Source organism: Nocardioides sp., from assembly GCF_036374615.1.
Taxonomy (GTDB): Bacteria; Actinomycetota; Actinomycetes; order Propionibacteriales; family Nocardioidaceae; genus Nocardioides.
In genome coordinates this window covers 1-16687 of sequence record NZ_DASUTK010000034.1, presented here as the reverse complement: position 1 = coordinate 16687, position 16687 = coordinate 1, and the positions used below count along the sequence as shown (strand labels likewise).

The window sequence follows — 16687 nt, the reverse complement described above, 5'->3', positions numbered from 1 at the left end:
GGAGTTGCCCCAGGAGCAGGCGCCGGCGTCGAGCCGGTGCCGTCAGAGCGCCTTCACAGCGTTGACGAGCTTGCTCATGGTGTCCTTGGCATCGCCGAACAACAGCGTGGTCTTCTCGTCGAAGAGCAGCTCGTTCTCGATACCGGCGAAACCGGGACGCATCGAGCGCTTCATGAAGATGATCTGCTTGGCGTCGTCGGCGTTCAGGATCGGCATGCCGTAGATCGGCGCGCCCGGCGTGGTCTTCGCCGCGGGGTTGACGACGTCGTTCGCGCCGACCACGAGCACCACGTCGGCGTCCTTGAAGTCGCCGTTGATCTCGTCCATCTCCTTGAGCTGCTCGTAGGGCACCTGCGCCTCGGCGAGCAGCACGTTCATGTGGCCGGGCATCCGCCCGGCGACCGGATGGATCGCATAGTCGACCTTGATGTCACGTTCCCCGAGCACGTCGACCAGCTCACGCAAGGAGTGCTGGGCCTGGGCCACCGCCAGGCCGTAGCCCGGCACGATGATCACCCGGTCGGCGTAGCCCAGCATGATCGCGGCGTCCGTCGGCCCGGCCGACTTCACCGGGCGGTCGGACGCCTCACCGGATCCGAGCGTCGAGCCGCCCTTGAGTGCGCCGAACAGGATGTTGGCCACCGAACGGCCCATCGCCCTCGCCATCAGCAGGGTCAGGAACGTTCCGGAGGCACCGACCAGGGTGCCGGCCACGAGCAGCAGCGTGTTCGACAGCACGTACCCACCGGCCGCGACGGTGAGGCCGGTGAAGGCGTTGAGGAGCGAGATGACGATCGGCACGTCCGCGCCGCCGACCGGCAGCACGAGCAGGAGACCGAACGCCAGCCCGACCAGCGCGAGCACGATCCCGGCCCAGATCGCGGGTTCGGCGACCAGCAGGCCGGAGAGCACCAGGCCACCGAGCAACGCGGCAGCGAACACCACCGCGAGTCCCGGGAAGACGACCGGTCGCGAGGTCATCAGCTCCTGAAGCTTGGCGAAGGTGACGACCGAGCCGGCGAACGACACCGAGCCGACGAAGACCGTGAACGCGGTCGCCGCCAGCACGAACCAGCCGAGGTCGAGACCGGTGCCGGCGATCTCGTCGAGCTCGAGCAGGGCCACCAACGCAGCGGCGCCGCCGCCGACGCCGTTGAAGAGCGCCACCATCTGCGGCATCTGCGTCATCTGCACGGTGCGCGCCCCGTAGGCGCCACCGGCAGTGCCGACCGCGATCGCGACCAGGATCAGGACGACGTTGTCCATGTCGTCGAGGTAGAAGAACGGCAGCGCGCACGCGACGACGGCCGCGGCAGCGCCGATCAGGTTGCCGGTACGGGCGGTGCGCGGCCCGGAGAGGCCCTTGAGGGCGAGGATGAAGGCGACGGCGCAGCCGAGGTAGACGACTTGCGCCCAGACGGGGATGCTCACGCGGCAGCCCCCTTCTCAGCCGACCCCGTACTCTTCGGCGTCCGCTTGCGGGTGAACATCTGCAGCATCCGGTCGGTGACCATGAAGCCGCCGACCATGTTCACCGCCGCCAGCACGATCGCGACCAGGCCGACGGCCAGGGCGACGCCCGATGCGTGGGCGGTCACGATGATCGCACCGAGCAGGATCACACCGTGGATGGCGTTGGCACCCGACATCAGCGGGGTGTGCAGGGTCGAGGACACCTTCGAGATCACCTCGACGCCGACGAACACGCTGAGGACGAAGACGGTCAGCCAGACGACCGGCTCGCTCATGACCCCCCTCCTTCCGACAGAGTTCCTTCCAGCGCGATCCGCGTGGGTTCGTGGAGGATCGACCCGTCACGCGTGACGCAGGCGCCGGCGACGATCTCGTCCTCGGGGTCGGGGGCGAAGGTCGAGGTCCCCTCGTCGTCGGTGGCGGTCATCAGCGTCAGCAGGTTGACGATGTTCTGCGCGTAGAGCCGCGAGGCCGGGCCCGGCATCTGGCTCGGGACGTTGCGGCCGCCCCAGACCTGCGCGTTGCCGATCCGCACCACCTCGCCGGGCTGCGAGCCCTCGACGTTGCCGCCGGTCTCGGCGGCCAGGTCGACGACCACGGCGCCGGCGCCCATCTGCTCGACCATCTCGCGGGTCACCAGCATCGGCGCCGGCCGACCCGGCACGGCCGCGGTGGTGATGAGGGCGTCGGCCTTCGCGATGTACGGCGTGAGCAGCTCGCGCTGCCTCGCCGCGCGGTCCTCGGTCATCTCGCGGGCGTAGCCGCCGGCACCCTCGAGCGTCTCGAGGTCGAGGTGGATCGGCTTCGCACCCATCGACGCGATCTCCTCCGCAGCAGCTGCGCGCACGTCGTACGCCGACACGACCGCCCCGAGCCGCTTGGCGGTGGCGATCGCCTGCAACCCGGCCACGCCCGCGCCGAGCACCACGACCTCGGCGGGATGGATCGTCCCCGCGGCGGTCATGTTCAGGGGGAAGAAGCGGCGCAGCATCCCCGCAGCCACGATCGCGCTGCGGTAGCCAGCCACGAGGGCCTGGGAGGAGAGCGCGTCCATGGACTGCGCCCGCGAGATCCGCGGCACCAGCTCCATCGCATAGGAGGTGATGCGGCCGTCCCGGTAGGTCGTGACCAGCTCGGCCTCCGCGTTGGTCGGCAGGAAGGAGATGGTGGAGGTGCCCGGAGCCAGGCCGCGCGCCCGGTCGACGTCGAGCGGCTGGACGGACACGAGCACGTCGGCACCGTCGGACGCGGTCGGGTCGAGGGCGGCGCCGGCGTCGGCGTACTCCTCGTCGGTGATGAGGGCATGCTGCCCCGCTCCCGGCTCCACGGCGACGACGTAGCCGAGACCGGTCAGCTTCTCGACCAGCTCGGGCACCATCGCTACCCGGGCCTCACCGTCCCGGGTCTCCTTGGCGATCGCAATCCTCACGGGTGCGAACCTAGGGGACATCGGACGCCAGGCCCAGGCATCTCATGCCCGGGCGTGGTGAGTCATCGCACGTCGAACGACTCCACGACCTCGTAGCGGGGCCGACCCCGCGGGCCCTGCCCGAGGTACGACGCGATCAGATCGATCCGGTCGACGACCCAGTCCGGCCCGGCGTACTCGTCGAGCAGCCGGACCCAGCGCGACACCTCGGCCGGGCGGCCGAGCCGCGCGACCGTCAGGTGCGGCCGGAACCGCCGGCCCTCCACCTCGATCCCCGCCTTGGACGCGGCGGCACGAGCGCCGGTCGCCATCCGGCCGACCTCGGTGCGGCCGGCCTCGTCGACGTCGAGCCCGGCCCAGAGCACCCGCGCTCGCGCGGCGTTCGGGAACGCTCCACCCCCGGCGATCCGGGTCGGGAACCGGGTCCGTCGCCGTGCCGCGCGCGTGAGTCGCTCGACCAGGTCGTCGAGCCTGCGGTCGGGGACGTCGGCGAGGAACGCGAGCGTGACGTGCAGCTGCTCGGGCAGCGTCCACCGGAAGGGCGCCGCCTCCCGACGTGCCTCCAGGAAGGCGTCGAGGTGCTCGACCGCCTCGTCTGGGGGCGTCAGCGCGACGAACATCCGCATCCGCCGAACCTAGCGGCGTAGTGCGCGTCGATTCCCCGCCCAGCCGGGGAACCAACGACTTCGCGCGCGAACCATCGACCCCGAAGTCAGCGGCTCGCACACGAACCCGGAACCCCGTCACCCGACCTGGGTGTCGACCACCGAGCCGACGCCGTAGGTCACCGCCATCGCGACCGCCCCGCCGAGCACGTTGCGGACCACGGCGGCGCGCGTCGACCCGTAGCTCAGCCGCGCGCTGCTCCACCCGGTGATGGCCAGCGCCAGCACCACCGCCCCGAGCGTGATCCAGATCCGGGCCTCGGGCGGGGTCAGCGTGATCGTCAGCAGCGGCAGCAGGGCGCCGAGGGTGAAGGCGACCATCGAGGCCCCGGCCGCGTGCCACGGGTTGGTGAGGTCGTCCGGGTCGATGCCCAGCTCGGTCTCGGCGTGCGCGGCCAGCGCGTCGTGGGCGGTCAGCTCCTCGGCGACCTGGAGCGCGAGCTGCTCGCTGAGGCCCTTCTCGACGTACAGCCCGGCCAGCTCGGCGAGCTCCTCCTCGGGCTCCTCCGCGAGCTCCCGACGCTCCTTGGCCAGCAGGGCGAGCTCCGAGTCGCGCTGCGTGCTGACCGACACGTACTCCCCCGCCGCCATGCTGAGCGCGCCCGCCACCAGGCCCGCGATGCCGGCGATCGCGATGGTGGTGGTGTCGTCGGTGGCTCCCGCGACCCCCATGACGATGCCGGCGGTGCTGACGATGCCGTCGTTCGCCCCGAGGACTCCGGCGCGCAACCAGTTCAGGCGGCTGTAGAACCCGCCCGAGTGGGGCTCGTCCTCGTGCGGGCCCGGCACCCGGTCTGCGGAGAGGTCGGCGGTCATACCCCGATCGTGGATCGACTGACCCCGGCTGGCAACGAAGGCTAGGCACTCCTAGGGCGCAGCGAAGCCCCTACAGACCGAGGTCGCGGGCGATCAGCATCTTCATGATCTCGTTGGAGCCTGCCCAGATCTTGGTGACTCGCGCGTCCCGCCAGGCGCGGCCGACGCGGTACTCGTTCATGTAGCCGTAGCCGCCGAACACCTGCACGCAGTGGTCGAGGACGTCGTTCTGGACCTGCGAGGTCCACCACTTCGCCTTCGCGGCGTCGACCGCGCTGAGCTCTCCGCGCATGTGGGCCAGCACGCACTGGTCGACGTAGGCCTGCGTGACCTCGACCCGCGTGACCAGCTCCGCGAGGAGGAACTGGGTGTTCTGGAACGAGCCGATCGGCTGCCCGAAGGCTCGCCGTTCCTTGGCGTACTCGACCGTCTCCTCGAGGATCTGCGCGGCGTGGGCCAGGTTCGTGACGGCGGATCCGAGACGCTCCTGCGGCAGGAACCTCATCATCGCGATGAAGCCGGTGTCGAGCTCGCCGATCAGGTCGTCGTTGCTGACGCGTACGTCCTCGAACGCGAGCTCTGCCGTGTCCGACTCGTCCTGGCCGACCTTGTCGAGGACCCGGCCGACCGAGAAGCCGGCCGCCGTGGTGTCGACCGCGAACAGCGAGATGCCCTTCGCCTTCTTCTCGGGCGAGGTGCGCGCCGCGACCACGACGAGGTCGGCGGAGCCGCCGTTGGTGATGAACGTCTTGGAGCCGTTGAGGATCCAGTCGTCGCCGTCGCGCACCGCCGTCGTCCTGAGCGCCGCGAGGTCGGACCCCCCGGACGGCTCGGTCATGCCGATGGCGGTGAGCAGCTCGCCGGTGCAGAAGGCGGGGAGCCAGCGCTGTCGCTGCTCCTCGGTGGTCAGATGGACGAGGTACGGCGCGACGATGTCGGTGTGGATGCCGACGCAGCTCGGCAGGGTCATGTTGACCTTGGCGAACTCCTCGGTGAGGACCGCGTTGAACCGGAAGTCGCCGGCCGCGGAGCCGCCGTACTCTTCAGGGACCTCCAGGCCCAGCAGTCCCTGCTTGCCCGCCGCCAGCCAGAACTCACGGGGCAGTCCGTGGTTGCTGGCGTGCTCGTCCAGGTGCGGCACCACCTCGCGGTCGAGGAACTCCTTGACCGAGCTCCGGAAGGCCTCGTGGTCATCGTCGTAGATGGTGCGCTTCATGCCACCCATGTTACTGGCCGGTCACCCGGCGTCGCCCGGGACTTGCTCCGAAGAGCGCCCCTCGACTGCCCTCGGATGCGACCCTGTTCCACAGAAATCTGCTGCGAAGGGTTGTCCCGATGGCCGAGTCGACGACGACGCCGCCTGTGGTTCGCGCGCGCGACGACGGCTGGGGCGACGACCGGGCCCGGCAGGCGATCCGGGTGATCGCGGAGGACGTGCGCACGCGGACCGACTTCGGGACCTGCGAGGTCGAGGTGCTGCGCCCCGACGACATGCTGGAGTTCGTCGCGATCGCGGGCAACGACGACGCGAACGAGGAGATGCTGCGCCGGGCGTCGCCGTTCGCCGCGATGAAGCCGGCCCTCAGCCTCGGTGCGGAGTACGGCGCCTGGACCTTCGTGGCGCAGGAGTGGCTGACTCCCGAGGCGAGTCGGCTGCTCGACGCGTACTGCTGGATCCCGGAGATCCCGGAGACCGGCGACCCGGACCAGTGGCGCCCCAAGGACATCCTGGTCGCGCGGATCGTGGACGACCGCGGACACCTGCGGGCGCTGATGTACCTCGACGAGCCGGTCAGCGGCCGCCGACTGAGCCCGCCGGCCCTGCGGCAGCTCGCGACCGACCTGCAGCTCTCGTTGCGGGCGGTGCTCACGGCGATCGAGCGCGAGGAGCTCTCGCAGCAGGTCCGGCTGACCGAGGCGGCTCGCGCGGTGGTGCGCGCGTCGTCGAGCCGGGTGGGCTACCGCGACCTGCTCGCACGGGCGCGTGGCCACCTCGTGACCGGATTCAACGCCGATGACCTGATGGTCCACGACTTCGCCCACCCGAGCACCTACGCCAGCGCCGCGGCGCACCTGCCGCCCCCGCTGCTCGTGCCGGTCGCCGCCGCCGCCCGACGCGCGTGGTCCTCCCAGTCGGTGCTGCTGGTCGAGGCCGGCCGGGTCTGGGGCGACGACGCACTCCACACGGACCACAACGACGCGCTCACGCACCACCTGGTTGACCACGGGGTGGTCGAGCTGGTGGTTGTGCCGATCGGCGCCGGACCCGAGGCCCTCGGCATGTTCGTGCTCGCGCGATCCGTCGGTGGTGCGCGCTGGACCGAGAGCGAGAGCTGGGCCGCGCTCGGGATCGCCCACGACCTCGGCCGGGCCCTCCTCAGCACCCGTGCCCGGGACCGCGAGCTGGAGCTGATCGCCGAGCTGCGCCGCCTGGACGCCTACCGCTCCGAGCTCATCCGCACGGTGTCCCACGAGCTCAAGAACCCGCTGGGAGTGATCGTGGGACACGTCGAGATGCTCGAGTCGCTGTCGGGCATGCCCGAGCAGGCCGCGACGTCACTCCGGGCGCTGGGCCGCAGCTCGGCCAGGCTCACCAGCGTCGTCGAGGACCTGCTGTTGCTCAGCCGGATCGGGAACCCCGAGACGCCACTCGACCGGCACCCGGTCGCGCTGACACCCATCGTCGACGACGTGCTCGAGGACGAGGCGGTGCACGCTCGTCAGGTCGGGGTGGCACTGTCGCCGCCGACGTACAACGCGGCCGGCCCGCTCACCGTGCCCGGCGACGCGAAGGAGCTGCTGCGGCTGGTCGCGAACCTCGTCAACAACGCGATCAAGTACTCCAGGCCCGGTGGGCGGGTGAGCGTCGCGCTGGAGCGGGTGGGTGGCGCTGTGGTCTTCACGTGCTGCGACGACGGGATCGGCATCTCGGAGGACGACCGGCACCAGCTGTTCAACGAGTTCTTCCGGTCGACCAACCCCGACGCGCTCGAGCGACCGGGGACCGGGCTGGGCCTCGCCATCGTGGCTCGGATCGCCAGCCGGCACGGCGGCCGGATCGACGTCGACTCGACCCTGGGCGAGGGCACCGCGTTCCGGGTCACCCTGCCCGGCGCGTGAGACCCCGGCGCGCTCTCGCGGGCCTCGCGCTGGCAGCGGCGCTGGCGACCGGGTGCACCACGCCGCCCGCGACCGCGCCGCCCGAGGGACCCTCGCCCACCGCCGGGCCGACCACACCTGGGTCGTCGGCCTCCCGAGAACCGACGGACGACGAAACCGCGTCGCGCACCCCGGGCCCGGCGAGCACTGACGGCACGTTGTCGGAGCCGGCGTACGGTCGGGGCAGCACGCCGCCGCCGTGGCTCTTCCAGCGCAAGCTGCCGGAGGACGCCGACGGGTTCGGCGAGGTACGACCCACACCACCGGCGCTGCGTCGCCGCGCCTTCACCCTGGTCGACCAGGTGCCGGCACTGCCCGGGCACGGGTACGCGTCGCGGATCGAGTCACCCGCGCCGGACGACGTCCTGGCCCGCTCGACGTGGAGCCGGGACTGCCCGGTGGGTCGCGACGAGCTCGCGTGGCTGCGACTGACGTTCTGGGGGTTCGACGCCCGGCGGCACACCGGGGAGCTGCTGGTGAACGCGTCGGTCGCTGCCGACGTCGACCGGGCGTTCCGGCGGCTGTGGGAGGCCAGGTTCCCGCTGGAGCAGGTGCTGATCGTCCGCTCCATCGACGAGGAGGCACCACCGACCGGTGACGGCAACGGCACCGGCGCGTTCGTCTGCCGCTCCGTCACCGGCGGGTCGTCGTTCTCCCAGCACGCCTACGGTCTCGCGATCGACGTCAACACCTTCCAGAACCCGTACCACAAGGACGGCGTGGTGCTGCCGGAGCTGGCGTCGTCGTACCTGGACCGTCGCCGCGTGCGACCGGGGATGGTCACCCCCGAGGGGCCGGTGATCGCCGCCTTCCGTGACATCGGCTGGTCCTGGGGCGGGGACTGGACCACGCTGAAGGACTACCAGCACTTCAGTGCGAATGGACGCTGAGCCACAGGGTACGTTGGAACGTTCCAACCACCCGAGGAGAGGACCACCGTGGACGTCTGGCCGGGCACCGCCTACCCGCTGGGAGCGACCTACGACGGTCGCGGCACGAACTTCGCCCTGTTCAGCGAGGCGGCCGACCGGGTCGAGCTGTGCCTGTTCGACGAGGACGGGTCGGGGTCGCTGGCCGAGACCCGGGTCGAGGTCACCGAGGTCGACGCCTTCGTGTGGCACTGCTACCTACCGCAGGTCCAGCCGGGACAGCGGTACGGCTACCGGGTGCACGGTCCGTACGAGCCCGAGCGCGGCCTGCGGTGCAACCCGGCCAAGCTGCTGCTCGATCCCTACGCCAAGGCGACGCACGGCGAGATCGACTGGGACGAGTCCCTCTTCGGCTACCCGTTCGGCGACCCGGACGCACGCAACGACGCGGACTCGGCCGGTCACATGACCCTCGGCGTGGTCATCAACCCCTACTTCGACTGGGAGGGCGACCGTCGTCCGAACACGCCGTACAACGAGACGGTCATCTACGAGGCCCACGTCAAGGGCCTGACGTGGCTGCACCCCGAGGTCCCCAAGGAGGATCGGGGCACCTACGCCGGCCTCGCGCACCCCGCCGTCGTCGCCCACCTGCAGAAGCTCGGTGTCACCGCCCTGGAGCTGATGCCGGTCCACCAGTTCATCCAGGACAGCACGCTCCTCGACAAGGGCCTGCGGAACTACTGGGGCTACAACACGCTCGCCTTCTTCGCGCCACACTCCGCCTACGCCGCGCAGGGCGACGGCCAGCAGGTCCAGGAGTTCAAGTCGATGGTCAAGACGATGCACGCCTCCGGGATCGAGGTGATCCTCGACGTCGTCTACAACCACACGGCGGAGGGCAACCACCTCGGACCCACCCTCAGCTTCAAGGGGATCGACAATCCGGCGTACTACCGGCTCGTCGAGGACGATCAGCGCTACTACATGGACTACACAGGGACCGGCAACAGCCTCAACGTGCGACAGCCCCACTCCGTGCAGCTGATCATGGACTCGCTCCGCTACTGGGTGACCGAGCTGCACGTCGACGGCTTCCGCTTCGACCTGGCGGCCACGCTGGCCCGCGAGTTCTACGACGTCGACAAGCTCTCGACGTTCTTCGAGATGGTGCAGCAGGACCCGGTCGTGAGCCAGGTCAAGCTGATCGCCGAGCCGTGGGACATCGGTCCGGGCGGCTACCAGGTGGGCGGGTTCCCGCCGTTGTGGACGGAGTGGAACGGCGCCTACCGCGACACCGTCCGTGACTTCTGGCGCGGCGAGCCGTCGCTCGGCGAGTTCGCCTCCCGCATCGCCGGGTCCGCGGACTACTACGAGCACTCGGGTCGGCGTCCGTTCGCGTCCATCAACTTCGTCACCGCTCACGACGGCTTCACGCTCCGGGACCTCGTGTCCTACAACGAGAAGCACAACGAGGCGAACGGCGAGGACGGCAACGACGGCGAGAGCCACAACCGGTCGTGGAACCACGGGGTCGAGGGGCCCACCGACGATCCCGAGGTGCTGGAGCTGCGGGCCCGCGCACAACGCAACTTCCTGGCCACGCTGCTGCTGAGCCAGGGCGTTCCGATGCTGTTGCACGGCGACGAGCTCGGCCGCACGCAGCAGGGCAACAACAACACCTACGCCCAGGACTCCGAGCTCTCCTGGGTCGACTGGGAGGGCGCGGACCAACCCCTCGTGGAGTTCACCGCGGACGTGATCGGGCTCCGGCGTGAGCACCCGACCTTCCGCCGCAAGCGGTTCTTCACCGGGGGAACCGTCCGCACCGGTGACGGCGCCCGACTCAACGACATCGTCTGGCTCGACACCGGCGCCAACCCGATGGAGGGCGACGACTGGCACGCCGACGGTGGCGCGGCGATCGGCATGTATCTGAACGGGAACGGGATCCCCGGCAGCGACGCCACTGGCAACCCGATCACGGACGCACACTTCCTGCTCTACTTCCACGCCGGCGCCGACCCGATCAGCGTGACGCTGCCCTCGGAGGAGTACGCCGAGGCGTGGGACGTCGTCATCGACACCGGCGCCAGCGCCGCCGAGACGGCGGCCCGACCGGCCGGTTCGACGCTCGAGCTGACCGGCCGCAGCGTGGTCGTGCTCCGCGAGCACGGAGATGTCGAGGCCGCCCCCGACAGCTCGGTCGCGGCCTCCGTCAGGGCGCAGGCCGGCTGACCACGGAGTGAGTCACGTGCGCGTCCCGGCCAGCACCTACCGGCTGCAGATCACCGAGGACTTCGACCTGCTCGAGGCGGCGGCCACACTGGGGTACCTGCACGAGCTCGGGGTCGACTGGGTCTACCTGTCGCCGGTGCTCGCCAGCGAGTCGGGCAGCGAGCACGGCTACGACGTCTCCGACCACTCCGCCATCGACACCTCGCGCGGCCGCGGCTCGGGCTTGTCAGCACTGTCGAGCGAGGCGCGGCGACTGGGGATGGGCGTCCTGGTCGACATCGTGCCGAACCACGTCGGCATCGCCCGCCCCTGGGAGAACCCCTGGTGGTGGCACGTCCTGACCCACGGGCCGGACTCCTCCTTCGCCGACGCGTTCGACATCGACTGGGAAGCGGGTGACGGTCGGCTCCTCCTCCCGGTGCTCGGCGACGAGGACGTCGGCGACGACGGCCGGATCAGGAACCTGCGACTGCTGGCAGGCGAGCTGCACTACCACGACCAGCGGTTCCCGCTCGCGCCCGGCACTGCCGGTCCGGACGACGACGCGGACGCGGTGCACGCGCGCCAGCACTACCGGCTGATGTCATGGCGGCGGGCCGACAGCGAGCTCAACTACCGGCGGTTCTTCACCGTCAACACCCTCGCCGCGATCCGGGTCGAGGAGCCGGAGTGGTTCCGCCGCTCCCACGAGGAGATCGGGCGTTGGTTCGACGAGGACCTGGTCGACGGGCTGCGGATCGACCACCCCGACGGGCTGCGCGACCCCGGCGGCTACCTCGACGACCTGGCTGCGCTCACCGACGGTGCCTACGTCCTGGTCGAGAAGATCCTCGAGCCGGGCGAGCGGCTGCCCGAGTCCTGGGCGACCGCGGGCACGACGGGGTACGACGCGCTGGCCCTGGTCGACCGCGTGCTGACCGACCCGGGCGGCGGCGTACCGCTGGGGGAGCTGGAGGACCGGTTGCGTGGGGCGCCGGTCGACTGGCACGCCATGGTCCACGGCACCAAGCGCACCGTCGCGGACACCTCGTTGTCGGCCGAGACCCGCCGGATCGCCCGCTCCTTGGCCGGCCACGTCGACCGGGACCTGCCCGAGCTGCAGGACGCGGTGGCCGAGCTGCTCGCCTGCATGCCGGTCTACCGCACCTACCTTCCCGAGGGTCGCGAGCACCTCGACCTGGCCCTGGCCGCCGCCCGCACACACCGCCCGGACCTGATCGAGGTGCTCGAGGAGATCGCGCCGGTGCTCGGCGACGGCGCCGCCGACGCCACCCAGCGCTTCCAGCAGACCAGCGGGATGGTGATGGCCAAGGGCGTGGAGGACCAGGCGTTCTACCGATGGGCGCGACTGACCTCGCTGAACGAGGTCGGCGGCGATCCCTCGGTGTTCTCGGTGTCCGTCGACGACTTCCACGACGCGGTGACGCGTCGTCAGGCCGATTGGCCGCACGCCATGACCGCCGCCACGACCCACGACACGAAACGCGGCGAGGACGTGCGCGGCCGGATCGCGGTGCTCGCCGAGGCGCCCGGCCTGTGGACCGACGCCCTCGAGCGACTGCTCGAGCTGGCCCCCCTGCCCGACCCCGGCTTCGGGAACCTGTTGTGGCAGGCCGTGGTGGGGGCCTGGTGCGACGACCCGGCGCTGCGCGACCGACTCCACGCGTACGCCGAGAAGGCGATGCGCGAGGCGGGCGACCGCACCACGTGGACCGACCCCGACGAGGCGTACGAACGAGCCGTCCACGCCGCGGTCGACGCCGCCTTCGACGACGCCCGGGTGAGGGCCGTGCTGGACGAGGTGCTCGAGCGGATCGGCGCGCCGGGTCGGGTCAACGCGCTGTCGGCCAAGCTGGTGGGGCTGACCATGCCGGGCGTCCCGGACATCTACCAGGGATCCGAGCTCTGGGAGCTGAGCCTGGTCGACCCCGACAACCGGCGCCCGGTCGACTTCGACGAGCGCCGCCGGCTGGTCGCGCAGCCCTGCCCAGGCCACCCCAAGCTGCGGCTGGTGCGCGAGGCGCTCCGACTGCGTCGCGACGAGCCGAGCCGGTTCACGTCGTACCAGGCCCTGCACGCCTCCGGCGAGGCCTCCGACCACGTGCTGGCGTTCGACCGCGGTGGCGCAGTCTCCGTAGCGACCCGGCTCCCGCTCGGCCTGGCGGCCCGCGGGGGCTGGGGTGGGACGACCCTGCCGCTGTCCCCGGGCCGGTGGAGGGACGTGCTCTCCGGCCGCGTCATCACCAGCGCCGGAGAGGTGCCGGTCGCCGAGCTGCTGGCCGAGCTGCCCGTGGCACTGCTGGTCCCGCTGCCCGAGCAGCCGCTGCGACGCGGTCGGTTCGACGTCTGGGCACCGCGAGCCCGGCGGGTGCGGCTCAGCGTCGGCGACGACGTCGTCGACATGACCCGCGGCCCCGGTGACTGGTGGCAGCCCGCCGAGCAGCCGCCCGAGGGAGAGGTCGACTACGGCTACCTCCTCGACGAGGACGACGTGCCGCTGCCCGACCCCCGCTCGCGACGCCAGCCGGACGGCGTCCACGGCCGGTCACGCACTGTCGACATGTCCGCGTTCGCGTGGACGGACCGGGCGTGGCGCGGCCGCCCGCTCGCCGGCGGGACGATCTACGAGCTCCACGTCGGCACCTTCACCCCGGAAGGGACGCTGGAGGCGGCGACCGGCCGGCTCGAGCACCTGCGCTCGATCGGCGTCGACTTCGTCGAGCTGATGCCGGTCAACGCCTTCAACGGTGAGCACGGCTGGGGCTACGACGGAGTGCTCTGGTCCGCCGTCCACGAGCCCTACGGCGGGCCGCACGGGTACCAGCGGTTCGTCGACGCCTGCCACGCCCACGGCCTCGGGGTGATCCAGGACGTGGTGTACAACCACCTCGGACCCTCGGGGAGCTACCTGCCGCGGTTCGGCAGCTACTTGGTCGACGGGAACACCCCCTGGGGAGACCAGGTCAACCTCGACCAGGAGGGTGCGGCCGAGGTACGCCGCCTGGTCCTCGAATCGGTCCGCGGCTGGTTCGCCGACTTCCACGTCGACGGGCTGCGGCTCGACGCTGTCCACGCGCTCGTGGACTCCTCCGAGACCCACCTGCTGGAGGAGATGACGACGGAGGTCGCGTCGCTGTCGGCACACCTGGGGAAGCAGCTGTTCCTCATCGCCGAGTCCGACCTCAATGACCCGCACCTGATCACGCCGCGGGAAGCAGGCGGCTACGGGCTGGACGCACAGTGGAGCGACGACTTCCACCACGCGGTCCACGTCGCCCTCACCGGCGAGACGGCCGGCTACTACGCCGACTTCGAGCCGCTCGGCGCCCTGGCGAAGGTGCTCGAACGCGGCTTCTTCCACGACGGCACGTGGTCCTCCTTCCGCGGTCGCGACCACGGCGCGCCCTTGGACACCGCGCGCGTCCCCGGCTGGCGGCTGGTGGTCGCGAACCAGAACCACGACCAGGTCGGCAACCGGGCCCGCGGTGACCGCCTCACCGAGACGCTCGACGAGGACGCACTCGCGGTGGCGGCCCTGCTGACGCTCAGCTCCCCCTTCACCCCGATGCTCTTCATGGGAGAGGAGTGGGGCGCCACCACGCCGTTCGCGTTCTTCACCTCGCATCCCGAGCCGGAGCTGGGGCAGGCGGTGTCGGACGGCCGGCTGGACGAGTTCGCGCGGATGGGCTGGGATCGCGACGCGGTCCTCGACCCGCAGGACCCGGCGACGTTCGAGCGCTCCCGGCTGGACTGGTCGGAGCTCGAGACGGATCGGGGTCGACGACTGTTGGCCTGCTACCGGCGGCTGGCCGAGCTGCGTCGTACCCTCCCGGCGCTCACCGATCCGGACCTCCGTCGTACCGCGGTCTCGTTCTCCGAGGACGACCGGTGGCTGACCCTGCGACGGGGTGAGGGCCCCGAGGAGGCGGTGGTCGCCGTCAACCTCTCGAACAGTGAGGCGACGGTTCCACTGCCCGCCGGTCCTAGCTACGGGGTTCGCTTCGCCACCCCAGGTGCCGGTCTCGCCGAGGGCGCCACGGTGGTCGAGACGATCGGACTGCCGTCCAGTACCGGCGTCCTGCTCGTGCCCGGTGACGCCCGAGGCTAAGCGCGACCCGCCGGCTCCGGCTCTCGCGCCGGGCCGTCCGCAGGTGGTACGGCGTCGGAAGCCTCCCCCTCGCGGAACCCGTGACGTTCCCACCACCGGCGGAGCGGGCCGGGCGCCCACCAGTTCCACGCGCCCAGCAGGGTCATCGTCGCGGGGACCAACAACGCCCGCACGATGGTGGCGTCCACCGCGATCGCGACCACCATCCCGACACCGATCATCTTCATGAAGAGGACGTCGCTGAACGAGAACGCCCCGATGACCACGATCAGCAGCAGCGCGGCCGAGGTGATGATCCGCCCCGACTTCTGCAGCCCCGTGGCGACCGCGAGGTCGTTGCGGCGGCTGAGGTCCGGCTCGGACGCACCGGCGTCCCACTGCTCGCGGATCCGCGACAGCAGGAAGACCTCGTAGTCCATCGACAGCCCGAACAGGATCGCGAGCATCAGGATCGGGTTCGTGAGGTCGAGGAAGCCCTGGGAGGAGAAGTTCAGCAGCCCCTCCAGGTTGCCGTCGCTGAAGATCCAGGTGACCACGCCGAACGACGCCGTGATCGACAGCACGTTCATCAGCACCGCCTTGAACGGCAGCACCAGTGACCCGAACGCCAAGAAGAGCAGCACCATCATCACGACGACGACGATCAGGGCCATCCAGGGCAGGTGCGCGGAGACCGACTCCTCCAGGTCGACCGTCTCGGCACTCAGCCCACCCACCAGGGCCTCCCCGCTCGCGGGCTCGAGGTCGCGGAGCTCCCGCACCAGGTCCTGGGACGGCGGCGCCTGCGCCGCGCCCTCCCAGGTCGCCCGGACCAGCGTCACGTCGCCGCTCTGCGCGACCGGCTGCACGCCCGTGACGCCTGGGAGCGCCTCGACGTCGCCGGCGTAGGCCTCGACGTCCGCCGGGTCCGTGCCGTCGAGCACCACGGTGGCACTCGAGGTCTCCCCACCGAAGTCCGTCGCCAGCTTCTCCATCGCGACGTACGACGGTGCGTCGGGGGGCAGGATCTGGTGATCGACCGAGCCCCACTTCACACCGAGGAACGGGGACGCCAGCACCAGCAGGCCGGTCGTGACCGCCACCAGCACCCAGACCGGGCGTCGCATCACGCCGCGCGCGATCCGCGCCCAGACGCCGTTCTCCTCGTCCACCTGACGACGGCGACGGAACACGCGACCCTTGTCGATCCGGCGGCCCAGCAGCCGCAAGGTCGCGGGGAGCACGGTCAGCGTGGCCAGCATCGCGACCAGCACGGCGGCGATGCCGCCGAACCCCATGGAGCGCAGGAAGGCCTGGGGGAACACCAGCAACGACGACATCGCGGCAGCGACGGTGAGGCCGGAGAAGAGCACGGTCCGGCCGGCGGTCCGCATCGTCGTCGTGAGCGCTGCGCCGACCGCGCCGGGGTCGTCGTCGCGATAGCGCGCCAGCTCCTCGCGGAACCGGCTCACGACGAACAGCGCGTAGTCGATCGCCAGCCCCATCCCGAGCAGCGTGATCACGTTGACGGAGAAGATCGAGACCTCGGTGAACAGAGTCAGCAGGCGTACGACGGCGAGCGCCCCGACCACCGCGATGGCGCCCACGAGGACCGGCATCGAGGCGGCGACCAGGCTGCCGAAGACCAAGACGGCGAGTACGGCCACCACCGGCAGCGAGATCGTCTCGGCGCGACGGAGGTCCTGCTCGGTGCGTTCGTTGACGTCGGAGAAGATCGCGAACGTCCCGGCGAGGTGGGTCTCGAGCCCGTCGGCGTGCAGGTCGTCCTCGATGGCCTCGAAGCTCTCGAGGTACTCGTCCTGCGTCTCGCCCGCCAGCGAGATCACGACCTGGGTGCTGTGACCGTCCTGGCTGAGCAGGTCGGGAGAGGAGGTGTCGTACCAGGTCACCACCCGGGTGGTCGTGCCCTCCGGTAGGCCGGCGAGCGTGG

General features: G+C 71.0%; 11 protein-coding genes. 4 read left to right on the top strand and 7 right to left on the bottom strand.

Annotated features, from left to right (window positions below):
- Positions 1–42: 42 nt before the first annotated feature.
- The 6 genes from VFZ39_RS02790 to VFZ39_RS02765 form a co-directional block, all read right to left on the bottom strand.
- The gene (locus VFZ39_RS02790; protein WP_330864203.1) at positions 43–1431 is read right to left on the bottom strand and encodes an NAD(P)(+) transhydrogenase (Re/Si-specific) subunit beta; all 1389 of its coding nucleotides are present in this window, start codon (positions 1429–1431) and stop codon (positions 43–45) included.
- Positions 1428–1748, bottom strand: a complete 321-nt coding sequence (locus VFZ39_RS02785) for an NAD(P) transhydrogenase subunit alpha (protein WP_330864202.1) — start codon at positions 1746–1748, stop codon at positions 1428–1430. The genes VFZ39_RS02790 and VFZ39_RS02785 overlap by 4 nt, the downstream gene beginning before the upstream one ends.
- Positions 1745–2902: an NAD(P) transhydrogenase subunit alpha gene (locus tag VFZ39_RS02780; protein ID WP_330864201.1), complete on the bottom strand. Its 1158-nt coding sequence runs from the start codon at positions 2900–2902 to the stop codon at positions 1745–1747. The genes VFZ39_RS02785 and VFZ39_RS02780 overlap by 4 nt, the downstream gene beginning before the upstream one ends.
- A 62-nt stretch (positions 2903–2964) precedes the next feature.
- A complete protein-coding gene (thpR, locus tag VFZ39_RS02775; RefSeq protein ID WP_330864200.1) occupies positions 2965–3528 on the bottom strand; it encodes an RNA 2',3'-cyclic phosphodiesterase in 564 nt (187 codons plus the stop codon).
- Positions 3529–3645: 117 nt separating this feature from the next.
- Positions 3646–4383: a VIT1/CCC1 transporter family protein gene (locus VFZ39_RS02770; RefSeq protein ID WP_330864199.1), complete on the bottom strand. Its 738-nt coding sequence runs from the start codon at positions 4381–4383 to the stop codon at positions 3646–3648.
- Between the two features lie 70 nt (positions 4384–4453).
- Positions 4454–5599 (bottom strand): acyl-CoA dehydrogenase family protein, encoded by a 1146-nt coding sequence (locus VFZ39_RS02765; RefSeq protein ID WP_330864198.1) that lies wholly within the window; start codon positions 5597–5599, stop codon positions 4454–4456.
- A 119-nt stretch (positions 5600–5718) separates the two neighbouring features.
- Between VFZ39_RS02765 and VFZ39_RS02760 the strand changes: the two genes are divergently transcribed.
- Genes VFZ39_RS02760 through treY form a run of 4 tightly spaced genes read left to right on the top strand, consistent with a single transcriptional unit; the run spans position 5719 to position 14757 of the window.
- Positions 5719–7503, top strand: coding sequence for a sensor histidine kinase (locus VFZ39_RS02760; RefSeq protein ID WP_330864197.1), 1785 nt, complete (start codon positions 5719–5721; stop codon positions 7501–7503).
- Positions 7500–8432, top strand: coding sequence for a M15 family metallopeptidase (locus VFZ39_RS02755; protein ID WP_330864196.1), 933 nt, complete (start codon positions 7500–7502; stop codon positions 8430–8432). Before VFZ39_RS02760 ends, VFZ39_RS02755 begins: the two co-directional genes overlap by 4 nt.
- A gap of 48 nt (positions 8433–8480) precedes the next feature.
- Positions 8481–10649 carry a glycogen debranching protein GlgX gene (gene glgX / locus VFZ39_RS02750; protein WP_330864195.1) on the top strand — a complete coding sequence of 723 codons (2169 nt, stop codon included), beginning with the start codon at positions 8481–8483 and terminating at the stop codon, positions 10647–10649.
- A gap of 16 nt (positions 10650–10665) precedes the next feature.
- A complete protein-coding gene (treY, locus tag VFZ39_RS02745; protein ID WP_330864194.1) occupies positions 10666–14757 on the top strand; it encodes a malto-oligosyltrehalose synthase in 4092 nt (1363 codons plus the stop codon).
- Here the strand turns inward: treY and VFZ39_RS02740 are convergent.
- Positions 14754–16687, bottom strand: a 1934-nt coding sequence (locus tag VFZ39_RS02740; protein WP_330864193.1) for an MMPL family transporter, incomplete at its 5' end; no start/stop codon positions are given. The genes treY and VFZ39_RS02740 overlap by 4 nt on opposite strands.

What these genes read in the sequence shown, in the direction of transcription:
- VFZ39_RS02770 (WP_330864199.1), bottom strand. Translation starts at nt 4,383, where the DNA reads ATGACCGCCGACCTCTCCGCAGACCGGGTGCCGGGCCCGCACGAGGAC.
- VFZ39_RS02760 (WP_330864197.1), top strand. Translation starts at nt 5,719, where the DNA reads ATGGCCGAGTCGACGACGACGCCGCCTGTGGTTCGCGCGCGCGACGAC.
- VFZ39_RS02765 (WP_330864198.1), bottom strand. Translation starts at nt 5,599, where the DNA reads ATGAAGCGCACCATCTACGACGATGACCACGAGGCCTTCCGGAGCTCG.
- VFZ39_RS02785 (WP_330864202.1), bottom strand. Translation starts at nt 1,748, where the DNA reads ATGAGCGAGCCGGTCGTCTGGCTGACCGTCTTCGTCCTCAGCGTGTTC.
- thpR (WP_330864200.1), bottom strand. Translation starts at nt 3,528, where the DNA reads ATGCGGATGTTCGTCGCGCTGACGCCCCCAGACGAGGCGGTCGAGCAC.